The 13,868-nt window shown below is 38.3% G+C and carries 13 protein-coding genes; all 13 read left to right on the top strand.

Annotation, left to right across the window (positions count from 1 at the left end):
- The first annotated feature begins 59 nt into the window (after nucleotides 1-59).
- A complete protein-coding gene (gene sodA, locus MMB68_RS03840) occupies nucleotides 60-668 on the top strand; it encodes a superoxide dismutase SodA (RefSeq protein ID WP_013059198.1) in 609 nt (202 codons plus the stop codon).
- A 129-nt stretch (nucleotides 669-797) separates the two neighbouring features.
- Nucleotides 798-2,075 (top strand): MFS transporter, encoded by a 1,278-nt coding sequence (locus MMB68_RS03835; RefSeq protein WP_277548242.1) that lies wholly within the window; start codon nucleotides 798-800, stop codon nucleotides 2,073-2,075.
- Between the two features lie 161 nt (nucleotides 2,076-2,236).
- Complete coding sequence (locus MMB68_RS03830; RefSeq protein WP_264408569.1) at nucleotides 2,237-4,414, top strand: peptidoglycan D,D-transpeptidase FtsI family protein; 2,178 nt, start codon at nucleotides 2,237-2,239, stop codon at nucleotides 4,412-4,414.
- 127 nt (nucleotides 4,415-4,541) lie between these two features.
- On the top strand, nucleotides 4,542-4,706 hold the full coding sequence (locus MMB68_RS03825) for a hypothetical protein (protein ID WP_269870424.1): 165 nt from the start codon (nucleotides 4,542-4,544) through the stop codon (nucleotides 4,704-4,706).
- Between the two features lie 343 nt (nucleotides 4,707-5,049).
- Entirely contained in the window at nucleotides 5,050-5,847 is a 798-nt protein-coding gene (gene pstB / locus MMB68_RS03820) for a phosphate ABC transporter ATP-binding protein PstB (protein ID WP_370506071.1), read from the top strand.
- A 22-nt stretch (nucleotides 5,848-5,869) separates the two neighbouring features.
- The gene (gene phoU, locus MMB68_RS03815) at nucleotides 5,870-6,529 is read left to right on the top strand and encodes a phosphate signaling complex protein PhoU (RefSeq protein WP_013059193.1); all 660 of its coding nucleotides are present in this window, start codon (nucleotides 5,870-5,872) and stop codon (nucleotides 6,527-6,529) included.
- Between the two features lie 193 nt (nucleotides 6,530-6,722).
- A complete protein-coding gene (locus tag MMB68_RS03810) occupies nucleotides 6,723-7,217 on the top strand; it encodes a DUF4912 domain-containing protein (protein WP_221784578.1) in 495 nt (164 codons plus the stop codon).
- Nucleotides 7,210-9,528 carry a glycosyltransferase gene (locus MMB68_RS03805; RefSeq protein WP_221784577.1) on the top strand — a complete coding sequence of 773 codons (2,319 nt, stop codon included), beginning with the start codon at nucleotides 7,210-7,212 and terminating at the stop codon, nucleotides 9,526-9,528. Before MMB68_RS03810 ends, MMB68_RS03805 begins: the two co-directional genes overlap by 8 nt.
- The gene (locus tag MMB68_RS03800; protein WP_221784576.1) at nucleotides 9,525-11,804 is read left to right on the top strand and encodes a sugar phosphate nucleotidyltransferase; all 2,280 of its coding nucleotides are present in this window, start codon (nucleotides 9,525-9,527) and stop codon (nucleotides 11,802-11,804) included. Before MMB68_RS03805 ends, MMB68_RS03800 begins: the two co-directional genes overlap by 4 nt.
- Nucleotides 11,805-12,046: 242 nt before the next feature.
- Nucleotides 12,047-12,196, top strand: a complete 150-nt coding sequence (rpmG, locus tag MMB68_RS03795; RefSeq protein WP_013059189.1) for a 50S ribosomal protein L33 — start codon at nucleotides 12,047-12,049, stop codon at nucleotides 12,194-12,196.
- 47 nt (nucleotides 12,197-12,243) lie between these two features.
- Nucleotides 12,244-12,810, top strand: a complete 567-nt coding sequence (locus MMB68_RS03790; protein ID WP_221784575.1) for a 5-formyltetrahydrofolate cyclo-ligase — start codon at nucleotides 12,244-12,246, stop codon at nucleotides 12,808-12,810.
- Nucleotides 12,797-13,594 carry a DUF92 domain-containing protein gene (locus MMB68_RS03785; RefSeq protein WP_028410639.1) on the top strand — a complete coding sequence of 266 codons (798 nt, stop codon included), beginning with the start codon at nucleotides 12,797-12,799 and terminating at the stop codon, nucleotides 13,592-13,594. Before MMB68_RS03790 ends, MMB68_RS03785 begins: the two co-directional genes overlap by 14 nt.
- A gap of 51 nt (nucleotides 13,595-13,645) precedes the next feature.
- Nucleotides 13,646-13,822 (top strand): hypothetical protein, encoded by a 177-nt coding sequence (locus MMB68_RS03780; RefSeq protein ID WP_013059186.1) that lies wholly within the window; start codon nucleotides 13,646-13,648, stop codon nucleotides 13,820-13,822.
- The last annotated feature ends 46 nt before the right edge of the window (nucleotides 13,823-13,868 follow it).

The following is a 13,868-nucleotide window of genomic DNA, read 5'->3' as shown; positions in this document are numbered from 1 at the left end:
TAAACGTATATGGTGCTTTTGCGCCAAAATGCTTACATATTTTGAAGGAGGAATTATTCATGGCTTACAAATTACCAGAACTACCTTATGCATACGATGCACTGGAACCACATATCGACAAAGAAACAATGAATATTCACCACACCAAACATCACAACACATATGTTACAAATCTAAACGCTGCTGTTGAAGGCAAAGCGGATTTAGAAAGCAAAAGTATTGAAGAGTTAATTTCAAACTTAGATGCTGTTCCTGAAGATATCCGTACAGCAGTACGCAATAACGGTGGCGGTCATGCGAACCACTCATTATTTTGGACAATCCTTTGCCCTAACGGCGGCGGTGCTCCAACTGGTGAATTAGCGGACGCTATCGCTAGCAAATTCGGCAGCTTTGATCAATTCAAAGAAGAATTTGCAAATGCAGCTAAAACTCGCTTCGGTTCTGGCTGGGCTTGGTTAGTTGTAAACAACGGCGAATTAGAAGTAACAAGCACACCAAACCAAGATAGCCCATTAATGGAAGGCAAAACGCCAATTCTTGGTCTAGACGTTTGGGAGCACGCTTACTACTTAAATTACCAAAACCGCCGTCCAGATTACATTTCAGCATTCTTTAATGTTGTAAAATGGGACGAAGTTGCTAAGCGTTACGACGCTGCAAAATAAGCTAAAGACGTATTTAAGAGCCAGTAAAGTAATTATTACCTTTACTGGCTTTTTTGTTTTCCAATTCTTTTACATATCTCCTTTTCTTTTTCACACACTAGGTGTAGAAGAGAAAAGGAGTTTTTTGATATGCCTTTATTAAAAAAAGTAGTTGGAGATGTAGAAGTTAGTAAAGATTTACTTTTGCTTTTAATTATAGGCGGTCTTTATGCCTTGGCTATTTCAATTTCCAATTCGTTTGTTAACATTTATCTGTGGAAACAATCAGGCGAATTTTCGGATCTCGCTATTTATAATTTAGCGGTAGTGGTGCTTCAGCCGCTTACGTTTATTTTAGCAGGTAAATGGGCCAAACGAATTGACCGGGTTGTGGTTTTAAGGTTAGGTGTATCTTTTTTAGCTGTTTTTTATATCGCTGTATTAGTCAGTGGAGCTAACGCAGCCGAGTATTTAGTATTGCTTGGTGGACTGCTGGGTATAGGATACGGCTTTTATTGGCTAGCTTTTAATGTGCTAACTTTTGAAATTACAGAACCTGATACAAGAGACTTTTTTAACGGATTTTTAGGGATCTTAAACTCTTTTGCAGGGATGATTGGTCCTTTAGGAGCGGGCTTTGTTATTTCCGCTTTGTATGAATCACTTGGGTATAAAATTGTGTTTGGTGTATCGCTGCTATTGTTTATCGGTGCCGTTGTGCTTAGTTTTTTTATTACAAGACGCGCAGCGGAAGGAGTATACAAATTTAAAGAAGTATGGGCTGAACGAAACGTCAATAAAGACTGGAATCGAATATTGCAGGCTCATTTCTTTCAAGGGTTGCGTGAAGGTACGTTCATTTTTGTTGTATCCGTCATGGTATTTATTACGACGGGAAGTGAATTAGCTTTAGGAACATATGGACTGGTGAATTCAGCGGTTGCATTTGTAGGATACTATGTTGCCTCAAGGTTTATTAAGCAAAAAAATCGCCTTCGGTTTATCTTCACAGGGGGCCTCCTTCTCTATGGAGCAGTCTTTTTGCTTATCTTTAACTTATCGTATCCAAAGTTAATTATATATGCTGTTTGTATTGCCATTGCCTATCCTATTTTATTGGTTCCATTCATTTCTCTAACGTACGATGTGATTGGACGAGCAAAAGACGTTGTTTCAAAAAGAATTGAATACATTGTTGTCAGAGAAGTATTTCTGAATATCGGGCGTGTCGTTTCCATATCTTTATTTTTAATAGCTGTACTATTTTTTGATGAAGCAAAAAGTATTCCCATTTTATTAGCTATTGTTGGAGCAGGGCATACGATCATTTATTTTTGTGTGAGACATATCTCACAGCCTCTGCACAAAAAAGAAACGACTGTTACTCCTCCGGTATTAAATGAAGGAGACGGAGAGTCTCCAGCTTAGAGTGTTATCAGCTCCTTCATTTGTACTATGGAAAATGCTTCGCTTTTCTTTTAGAATAAATACGTTGTGTAAATAGGCACCTGCCAGGTGTCTATTTATTTGCTAAATGGCTGATTTTATGGTGTTATGGTATATATGTTTTATAAAGTGTAGGTGTTGGTATGAAAAAGAAAAAAAGAAGAAAAAGTCACGTGCCTTTTCGTGTAAACTTACTTTTTTTGACCGTATTTGCCCTATTTTCCGTATTAATTTTGCGGTTGGGACTTGTTCAAATTGTATACGGTGAGAATTACGAACGAGAAGTCGAAAAAACACAGGACGTTACGGTCAGTACGCCTGTTCCTCGAGGGAAAATGTACGATCGTTATAACCGCGTAATTGTAGATAATACCTCTTTAAATACGATTACATATACTCGTTTTCAAGGAAATACAGCTGAAGAAAGGCTGCGCATCGCTAAAAAGTTAGCCACTATGATCGATGTTCCTTACACCACAAATGTGATTGATATTCCGGAAAATAAAAAGAATAAAGATGCTAAAAATGTGGTAAAAATTACAGAACGTGATATGAAGGATTATTGGATTATGCTTCACCCTAAAGAAGCGGAACAGAAAATTACGCAAGCTGATCGTAAAAAAGTTCAAGATGGTGAAATGACTGATGACGAACTATATCAACGTCAGTTAGACCGCATCTCTAAAAAAGATTTAGAAAGTCTAAAGAGTGATTTAGAAGTTCTCGCTATTAAGCGCCAAATGGAGGCAGGTTACTCTAACACCCCGCAAATTGTTAAGAGCGGTGTGACAAATGAAGAGTATGCCGTTGTAAGTGAGCACTTAGATGAACTTCCAGGTGTTGATACAACAACGTATTGGGATCGCTCATACCCAGAAAACAGTACTCTTCGTACTTTGCTTGGAAATGTATCATCTGCCAACGAAGGACTGCCTAAAGATAAAGTACAGTATTACTTGTCAAGAGGCTATAGCCGAAATGACCAAGTTGGGACGAGCTATTTAGAGAAGCAATACGAAGCTCAGCTCAGCGGTCAAAAAGAAAAAGTCCAATATGTAACAGATAAAAAAGGAAATCTCCTTGATACAATTCAAGTGTCTAAAGGTGAACGCGGCAGTGATTTGGTTTTAACTATTGATATGGAGCTTCAAAAAGCGGTAGAAAAACAAATTACGGACCAGCTTTTAGCCAAAAAGCAAATGAAAGGAACGCAATTTTTAGACCGTGCTTTTGTTATTATGATGGATCCTCACACAGGAGAAATTTTAACAATGGCAGGTAAAAAATACACCGTTGATAAGAAGACTGGAGCGCCTAAAATAGAAGATTTTGCATTAGGAAATATTTCAACATCTTATACAATGGGCTCTGTTGTAAAAGGAGCAACGGTTTTAGCCGGCTTAGATGCAGGAGCTATTAAGCCAAACACAGTGTTCGTTGATGAACCGTTAAAAATTAAAGGAACACCGGTTAAGAAATCAGCTGAGGCTGAAGGGTTAGGACCCTTAACGTATTCATCTGCGTTAAAATATTCATCCAACGTATTTATGTTTAAAACGGTAATGGCCATGGCAGGGTTACAGTATCATAAAAACATGACTTTACCGATTAAACCTGATACATTCAGCGAACTGCGTTCTTACTACAGTCAGTTCGGCTTAGGCGTATCAACAGGCATAGATCTTGATAACGAATCAACAGGTGTCCAAGGCGGAAGCGATGTTCCAGGTACGGCGCTTGATTTAGGAATTGGTCAGTATGATACGTACACGCCGCTGCAGCTTGTTCAATATACTTCTGCAATAGCTAATGGAGGGTATCGCATTAAGCCGCAGCTAGTAAAAGAAATCCGAAAACCAACGATTAAAACCGATGAAATTGGCGGTACGCAGCATTCATTTGAGCCTGATGTATTAAATCGTATCACGATGAAAGAAGAGTACATTAAAGATGTTCAAAGTGGTTTTAAACGCGTTACGCAAGAACAAGGCGGTACAGGGTATGCAGCTTTCCATACAGCGAACTATAATCCTGCTGGTAAATCAGGAACGGCACAAGCCTATGAGAAGAACCCAAGCGGAGGGGATCCGATTAAAGTTAATAATTCAAACTTTGTGGCCTTTGCTCCGGCAAATGATCCTGAAATTGCAGTAGCTGTCGTGGTACCATCGGCATTTGTGCCAAGTGCACCAAATACCATTACAAAAGAGCTTGCTCGTTCTGCCCTCGATACGTATTTTGATTTAAAGAAAAAAGGTGAACAAGAAGTAAAAGACCAAGAAGAGAATCAACAGGCTGTCATTGCAAACGACGCCAATTAAAGAGGCTGGGACAAAAGCATATTAGTTAAAGTAAGATCCGAACGAATTTGATTAAGAATCAGCTTCGTTCGGATTTTTTTATTGGTAGGGTGAACGTAGATTTCGTGTGTGTAGGTGCTTTTAGCGGTTGATCGGAGGGCAAGGTGAATACTCCTGCAGGAAAAGCGGAAGCGACGAGGAGGCTCACCGGCCGCCCGTGGAAAGTGAAGTCTTGCACGAAAATCAACAGCGGTGTCGGAAGTGGTTCATACTAGCTTATTTATCCAATTTCCCCATCTTTAGATTGAATTAATTTAGTTATGTTTCTACCTCTTCTTTTTTTTGTTAAAAATCTTTACATATATGGTTTTTTATTGAATTTAAGGGTCGTAAGAACTAGTTTTTTACCTAAAAAACACGCAGATAGACCTTCGTTTACAAAAGCTTTACATTGAGTTAAAACACAATTAATAGTCGGCTATTATTCTGTAAGTGTAAGGGTTAATAGAAATGATCAAAATAAGGGGAAGCGTTTCGGCTTCTCGTATTTATTTACACTTATAGTAAACAATAGATATTAAATAGACATAGAGAGACTTTTATTGTGCTCAAAACGGTTAAAGACGATGAAGGAGGATTATCCAATGGCAATAACAATGGAATTGACTAACAAAGAAAAAGTAAATACTCCGCAAACAAAAGAAATTGTATATAAAACAAAAGGTTTGAATTTATGGTATGGCAACACACATGCCTTAAAAAATATTGATTTAGACATTCATGCTAACGAAGTTACCGCGATCATCGGTCCATCAGGCTGCGGAAAATCAACATATATTAAAACGTTAAATCGTATGGTAGAAATGACTCCAATTGTCCGTACATCAGGTGAGATTGAGTATAGAGGGAAAAATATTTTTGATAAATCGTACCACGTGGAAGAGCTGCGCACGCAAGTAGGAATGGTTTTCCAAAAGCCAAATCCGTTCCCGAAATCTATTTATGATAATATTGCGTACGGTCCAAGAATTCATGGCGTTCGCAACAAGAAAAAACTAGATGAAATTGTTGAAAAAAGTTTACGAGGAGCAGCTATTTGGGACGAAGTTAAAGATCGTTTGAATCAAAATGCAAATGGGTTGTCAGGTGGACAACAGCAGCGTATCTGTATTGCGCGCTGCTTGGCAATTGAACCTGACGTTATTTTAATGGATGAGCCTACTTCTGCGCTCGATCCAATTTCAACATTAAAAGTAGAAGAGTTAGTACAAGAATTAAAGAAAGACTTCAGCATTATTATTGTGACCCACAATATGCAGCAAGCGGCACGTATTTCAGATAAAACAGCATTTTTCTTAAATGGAGAAGTGGTAGAGTACGCAGAAACAGATAAAATCTTCTCAATGCCATCTGATAAACGCACAGAAGATTATATTACAGGTCGTTTCGGTTAAGACATACAAGGAGATGGGATGAGTGGTTGTACGCGAAAAGTTTCATGGTGATTTAAAGATATTACGTGAAAAATTATTAGAAATAGGGCGCTTAACGCATGAGGCGCTATCAAAATCAATTGAAGCGTTGCAAACAAGCAACGTTGAGCTGGCGCTAGAAATTATCGACGGCGATTCATACGTGGATGACTTAGAAGAAGAAATTAATGACCTAGCTATCTTACTGATTGCAAAGCAGCAGCCGGTGGCTATCGATTTAAGACGTATCATTGTGGCAATTAAAATTGCTTCGGATGTTGAGCGTATGGCAGATTTTGCGGTTAACGTAGCAAAATCAGCTATACGAATTGGAAACGAAGAATTAATTAAGCCGTTAGAACATGTAAAGAAAATGCACGATATTTCGATTGAAATGTTGAGCCTTTCGTTAAAAGCTTATCACGAGGAAGATCTTGTATTGGCTAAAAAGGTAGCAGAAATGGACGATCAAGTGGATGAGCTTTACGGCATAACAATCAAAGAACTTTTAAGTCTTGCTAAAGAAAAGCAGGAGGCTATGAACCAAATTACGCAGCTTTTATTTGTAGCCCGCTATTTAGAGCGTATGGCTGATCATACCACTAACGTAGCAGAAAGCGTATTTTACCTTGTAAAAGGCAAACGCTACGACTTAAACGAATAGTAGAAAAACCTCTTCTAATAAGCGAAGAGGTTTTTTTGTTAGTAAATTATAATTACTACGTTAACCTGAATTTTTAACACAAATCGACAAATTGCGTTTATTGTGGCAACTTTTTCTGAATGGTAAGATGTTAATAAGTTTATACGGCATTTATATGTAGAAAAAACATTCTAAGAAACGAAGTGATAAAACAGTGGCTGCTAATCTTATTCAAAACTTAAATGTGTGTATAGCTACTCAGCTTGACTCATCTCGTATTTATGTTCACTGGTCGTTTTCTGAGCATATTCGAGAGATGGTAGAAAGTATGTTTTCGACACGGTGGAAAGAATTGAATCTAGCTATGTGTACGTATGATATAACAGGTCTTCATTTTAACGGCCATGAATCAAACCGCTATTATATGAAGGGTCTTACTCCTAAGCAAGACTTCATGTTTATGAACAGCCTGGAAAGTGAGCGCACGTATGTAATAGATATTGGTATTCAAGATAAAGAAGGAAGTTTTTTTTCCCTTCTTCGTTCGAATCCAGTTTATTTGATGAAAGAACAACATGAACAAGTGAATGTAACTTCGTTGAGCTGGATGTACGAACCTGTAAAAGTTCACCAGGGTGTTCAAAATGAATTTAGCACATATTCCTTATATTCAAATGACTTGGAGCAGGTGAAGAAGCAATATGAATAGTGATGACTGTATTCTTTTAACTTATATGCATTATCCCTTGCTACATGTACTTCAAGCAGAGAGTGAGTATCCGCTGTTTGAACAAGTAACGAACGAGTTCATCCCTTTTTTAGATCAAATTGAGTCTAAGAAATTGATAGGTGCAACAGCTGTGATGTCTTGTGTGTTTTTGAACGCATTAAACGACGAGGAATTTAACACTCGTTACGCTCGGTATTTACACCAGTTTTCAAGCCGGCAGCATCAGAGAGCACTCACCTTTTTAAAAAAGTGGAACGGGAGCTTGTTCTCAGCCTGCAAATATTTCTTTCAGCATGACATGATGGAATGTATTCCTACTACTGTAACGAACGCGTTCGTTTCCGTCCTTAAAACCGAACAAACATTAAATCTACAAATCACAGAAGCAATACGTGTTTTTCAACAGTTTTTTGAAAAAAAGCCCGCTGGTTTTTTTATACAACAAGGAGAGTATACTCATCAAGTAGATATGCTCCTGAAATCTCATGAAATGCGCTATACCTTTGTGAAGTCATCAACAGATGAACTAAAAAAGTCGCCTGCTGGCATTATCTTGTTTCCATATCCTAAGCAAGGAAAACAAGTTGAGGAAGGAACCATGAATAAAGCGAGTGCTGTTTTGGATTTGAAAGCTAAGGACACGCTTGGCTTTCAGCGAATGCAAGCAGCAAGCGGTACATTTCAATATCCTTTAGACTACGCGAGGGATATACAGTTTCTTCAAAGCGAAACTCTTGCACTCTACGGTGCAACAAAAAGCGCCGAATTTGTCAGTGAGAACAATCGATTGTTTATTTCAACCGTACAGAAGTCAGAGGCGATGCTAGATGTTATCGATTCTAAACATCCTAGCGTGGTGAATGCTATCTACCGACAGTGGCTTCTTTTAAGTAGCAGCGATTGGCTTTATAATTTTGAAAAAGTCAGAGATGAATACGAAAGGCAAGTAAAACTATTTGATTTTCTTTGTCACGAAAAGAATCCAAGGATGGATAGCGAAAATAGTTTTCTTTCAGGAAGTTCTTTTTTATACCCTACAAAAGAGATAGAGCCGGCGGCTTTATCAGTAAATCAATATAAAGGCGGTCTCTCCATTTTAATGCTTGCATGGGAATTCCCTCCTCTAGTTATCGGAGGACTTGCACGACATGTATTTGATTTATCCAGAGCGTTAGCAAAGGCGGGCCATCACGTTAGTGTATTAACAACGTATGTAGAGGGGCTGCCGGAATATGAGCGGTTATACGGTGTTCACGTTTACCGAGTTAAAAGCCTGCAGCCTCATCATCCGGATTTTTTGACATGGGTAAACAGTTTGAACGTGGCTATGGCTCTTAGAGGACTGCAATTAGGCTACAAGCTGTCTTTTGACGTTATTCATGCTCATGACTGGCTTGTTGCCTCCGCTGCAAAATGTTTAGCAGATAAAACGGATAGACCGCTAATTACGACCATTCATGCGACAGAACATGGGCGCAATAATGGTATTCATAATGACATGCAGCAGAAGATTCACTTGCAAGAAGAGGAGCTGATTCGACAATCAAGCTCAATCATTGTCTGCAGTGACTATATGAAGAAAGAATTAATCACTTTATTTCACGTAGAGCAAGATAAAATTGCTATATTTCCGAATGGAATTGACAAGCAACTGGTAGTCGACGCAGTAAATGAGCGGCTAAAAGAAAATTTACAAAAGAAATATAATTTTAGAAAGGCCCCTATTATTTTTTCAATTGGACGAATTGTATATGAAAAAGGATTTCAGCTTTTTATTGAAGCAGCGGAACTATTTAAGAAAAAACAAATAGATGTTCAATTTGTTGTGGCGGGAAAAGGGCCTTTACTTCATGAGTTTCGAACACAGGTAAGTGAAAAGCAATTAGACAAATACGTGTATTTTATTGGATACATTACCGATAACGAACGAAATCAGCTTCTTCAAGCTTGCAAAATGGTTGTTTTTCCAAGTCTATATGAACCTTTTGGAATTGTGGCTTTAGAGGGGATGGTAGCCAAGAAACCAACTATCGTTGCCGATACAGGAGGTCTAAGTGATATTGTTTCACATTTCGACACGGGCCTGACGTTTGCCCGAGGAGATACGCTCGAATTAATCAACTGTATTGAATTTTTGCTAAAAAATGAAAAAACGGCTGCAAAAATCAGCGAAAATGGGTATAGAAAAGCAACAACTATGTTTAGCTGGGAAAAAATCGCTATTGATACAAGTAAGCTGTTTCAACATCACATTTGCCAGGATAAAAAAAGAAGGGAGGCAAAAAATTGAAAGCCATTATACTTGCTGGCGGTAAAGGAACAAGACTGCAGCCCTTGACCTATACGATTCCAAAGCCTATGCTGCCGCTTTACGATAAACCTGTGATGGAATATAGCATTGAACTGCTTAAGAAACATGGAATTACAGAGATTGGGATTACGCTGCAGTATAGGCATGAACAAATTATTGAATACTTTGGGGACGGCTCTCAGTGGGGAGTGACGCTTACTTATTTTATCGAAAAAGAGCCTCTTGGAACAGCGGGCGGAATTAAGCGAGCAGAGGCCTTTATTGAGGAAGACTGTATTATCATTAGTGGAGATGCCTTAACAGAAATTAATCTTCAAGACGTTATTCATTTTCATTATGAACAAAAAAGCGAAATGACCATTGTTACAAAAGAAGTAAACGACGTGCGGGGTTATGGAGTGGTGACGATAGATGAAGGGCATCGAGTCACGGGATTTGTAGAGAAACCGACTTACGAACAGGCCAATAGCCGATTGATTAATACGGGAGTGTATGTGATCAAAAAATCCGTTCTTGATTACGTGAATTCTTATGGTCCTACAGATTTTAGCTTTGACATTATTCCGCTTCTTTTGGAATATAATCATACTGTGTGCAGTTTTGTAACGGAAGATTATTGGATTGATATTGGGCAAATCCACCATTATCGTCAAGCACACTATGATTTGTGGAGGAAGTGGTTTGGCAAGAGACAGGAAAGTATTGTCTCAGATGACGCGCTTATAGAAGAAGGGGTGACTGTTTACGATCCGGTTTACGTAGGAGAAAATGTGGTGATTAGAAAAGGTGCTTCAATTGGTCCTTACACGATTATCGGAACCAATAGTATCATAGAAGCACATGCTGCAATCGATAAAACGATTTTGCTTCAAAACGTAACGGTGGGGACAGAATCATTTTTATACAACGCTACGATAGGTCCCTATGTAAATGTTCAAGCAATGACTACGTATGTCCAAGATACAGTAGCTGAAAACCAAGTGCTACCCCAACTTTCTGTAAAACCAGATGTTTCTATCTTTAAAAACGGTCGCCTGTATGTACATTCATCTGTTGATCGAGAAAGACTATACAATGCGTTATTACTTGTATGCAAACATCAAGGGTCGTTCTGTCTAGCAAGCGATGATGAAGGAGAAGCCACTCAACTTCGCAAAGAATGCTTTTCTTTTTTACGGAGTAATCATTCAGCTGTGTATGATATTAAAAAAGAAGCTCTTCCGGTATTTCGATATTACATGATGACTTCACAAGCGAGCATTGGTATTTATATTGGTGTGGATAGCAAAAACAGCGGTCTGTTTTTAGAAATATATGACAATAAAGGGCAATTAGTTAATCAGCTTATTGAAAAAAAGATTGAGCGGATGTACCTTCAAGCTAAAAAAGCAAACGTAACGACTTCTGTTTCATTTAAAGAAACAAGCATAGGAAATATCAGGGGAGAATATTGTGATGCTTTAGTAAAATCAATTAATCAGCATGCTTTATTAGAAGACAGTATGCGGATTGGCGTGATTTGTTCGCCGTTTATACAGGAAGTTGTCGAATTATTATGTAAGCGTCTTCGTGTCCACGTTTTATTTTTAAACAAATGGGAGAAAACAGAAGAAACCAAACGAATAATTAAACGAAATAAGCTGTCTTTTTGTATTCAGATTAAAGAAGATGGAGAAACATTTGCTCTATATGATGAAAAAGGCTGCAGCGTAAATGACTCAGAAATTATGTCGCTTTATATTTATAGCGTATACATGACAAAAAAAGTAGCATTCGTTCCTATTCCTATACACTATTCATCCACCCTAGAAACATTTGCTCAATCTCTCAATCAATCATTTATGAGGACAAAAGCAAAAAAACGTGATTTGCTTAGTCTTTTGGGGCCCGTTCAATTTCAGTTAGATGCCATGTACGCTTTATGTCAGCTGATCGAATTAATTATGGTGCAACAGCGGAAAATTTCTGAAATGATTCAATATGTCCCGCACGCTTATATGAACTGGCGGTATATTTCGTGTCCCCTAGAAATTCAAGAACAAGTGATGAAGAAACTATTAGAAGAAGCAATCGGTAAACAAGTGTATGTCATTGATGGCTTAAAAATTTACCATGATCCTCATGAATGGACGCTTATTTTGCCCGATGGTCACTTGCCTGTATTAAATATTTATTCAGAGGCGTTAAACACTCAGACTGCCAAGAAGCTGTCGGCATATTTTGTAGAAAAAATACAAGAGTATCAAAGAGTGTAAATAATGGCTTTTATTTAAAAGAAAGGAAGTGCGCCTCTCATAAAAAGAGTTCCGCTTATTTCAAGAAACTTCATCTATATATAAGGCGCAGCAGAGAAGGAGCTCAGGGCTCTAAGAGGAAAGAAAAAGTGAAGAAATGAAATTAAATGACTTTCTTCAAAAAAACAGACTGGCATTTCCTTTCGAAAAATGATATTATATTAAAGTCTGATTTATGTTTATAATGTTTGGAGGGAAAATAGATGCGCGTAAACGTTACATTAGCTTGCACTGAAACTGGTGACCGTAATTACATTACAACTAAAAACAAGCGTAATAACCCAGATCGTCTTGAGTTAAAAAAATACAGCCCAAGACTTAAAAAAGTTACACTTCATCGTGAAACAAAGTAAGCAGTAGGAGTACAATCCTGCTGTTTTTTTTATAGGGGGGAATTAAAATGAAATCTCATCTGCGCAAAGAGATGAAGCGCGTTCTTAATTTAATTTCTGAAGAGCAGCACGAGGCACATTCAACAAGCATAGCAAATGCACTGTATGAAACTTGTTTATGGAAAGAAGCTAGAGTCATTGCAGCTACAGTTTCAAGAAATAAAGAAGTTAATACGAAAGCCATCATTGAACGTGCTTGGAAAGATGGAAAGAAAGTAGCTGTTCCAAAATGCAACCCCACAACATCTCAAATGGTTTTCTACGAGATTACGAATTTTTCACAGCTTGAAACAGTGTACTACGGGTTAGCCGAACCAATTGTTGAAGAAACTGTTCCCGTTTCAAAATCTTCAATTGATTTACTCCTTGTGCCTGGCGTAGTATATAGCAAAAATGGATATCGTATCGGCTATGGAGGCGGCTATTACGATCGTTATCTAACAGATTATAGCGGACAGAAGCTAAGCCTTGCGTTTGAGTGTCAAGTCGTTTCAGAGGTCCCATATGAATCTCATGATATTCCCGTTGAATATATTTTGACAGAGAAGGAGCTTATTTGCTGTGAATCCGTTTGATGCTGTCATGATAATTGTAATATTACTCATGGCAGGAGCAGGCTACATAGCAAAAGCACTGACAGTATCGGGAGCCTGCATGTCTTTCATCGTAGGAGCGAGCGTTTATATTGGTTTTTCGCTTCAAGGTTTTTTACTCTTACTCTTATTTTTTAGCACTTCTACGTTGTGTAGTAAGTACAAAAAAGAAAAAAAACGCGCATTAGAAGAAAAGCTAGAGAAGCACGACAGGCGAGATTATATTCAAGTCCTTGCTAATGGAGGTGTAGCTGCTGCTTGCGGTTTGTTATATGCTGCAACAGCTTTTCCTGTTTACATGTGGATGTTTATGATCAGTATCTCAGCTGCTAATGCGGACACATGGGCATCTGAAATAGGATCTCTTAGTAAGAAGCCGCCGTTTTACCTTTGGACATTAAAGAGAGTAGAAGCGGGTACCTCAGGAGCCGTTTCACTTTTAGGTACAGCAGCCGGAGCAGCCGGAGCTTTTCTTATTGCTGCCGCTTGTTATTTTGCTTTTCCATCCGCATCGCTGAGTAGTATATTGCTAGTAGGGTGCTTTGGTTTTATTGGAAACGCTATAGACACTCTTCTTGGAGCAAGTGTGCAAGTTCGCTTTCGCTGTCAAAGCTGCGGTATTGAAACGGAACGGAAAGATCATTGCCGTAAGCCAACGATAAAAGAGAAAGGAATAACTTTCTTTAACAATGATGTTGTAAATCTTGCCGCTATTTTGCTTGCTGCTTTTACAGGCGGAATCCTTATCCTGCTTTTACCTATATAAGAGCATAAAATGTTCGCCATAGGAGCAAAGTAAACGTAAGGAGGCTTGAAAATGAGACATATTGTATTAGTACTTACGCTTTTAGTTGTTGGAACGCTGGGCTATCAAATGAGATACCGTGTTTTAAATTCGCTGTTTGGAAATTCATTTATCCGCAGTCTAGCTGTTCGTTCATTTTTTAATTTGCCGTTTGTTCGGGATCGTTTAATGAAGCAGGTCTTCCGCTAGGAGCGAAAGATACATAAAAAACACCTTACAGACCTGTAAGGTGTTT

The organism is Priestia sp. Y58, from assembly GCF_029522095.1.
Taxonomy (GTDB): Bacteria; Bacillota; Bacilli; order Bacillales; family Bacillaceae_H; genus Priestia; species Priestia megaterium_E.
This window is presented reverse-complemented; position numbering and strand designations above follow the sequence as displayed.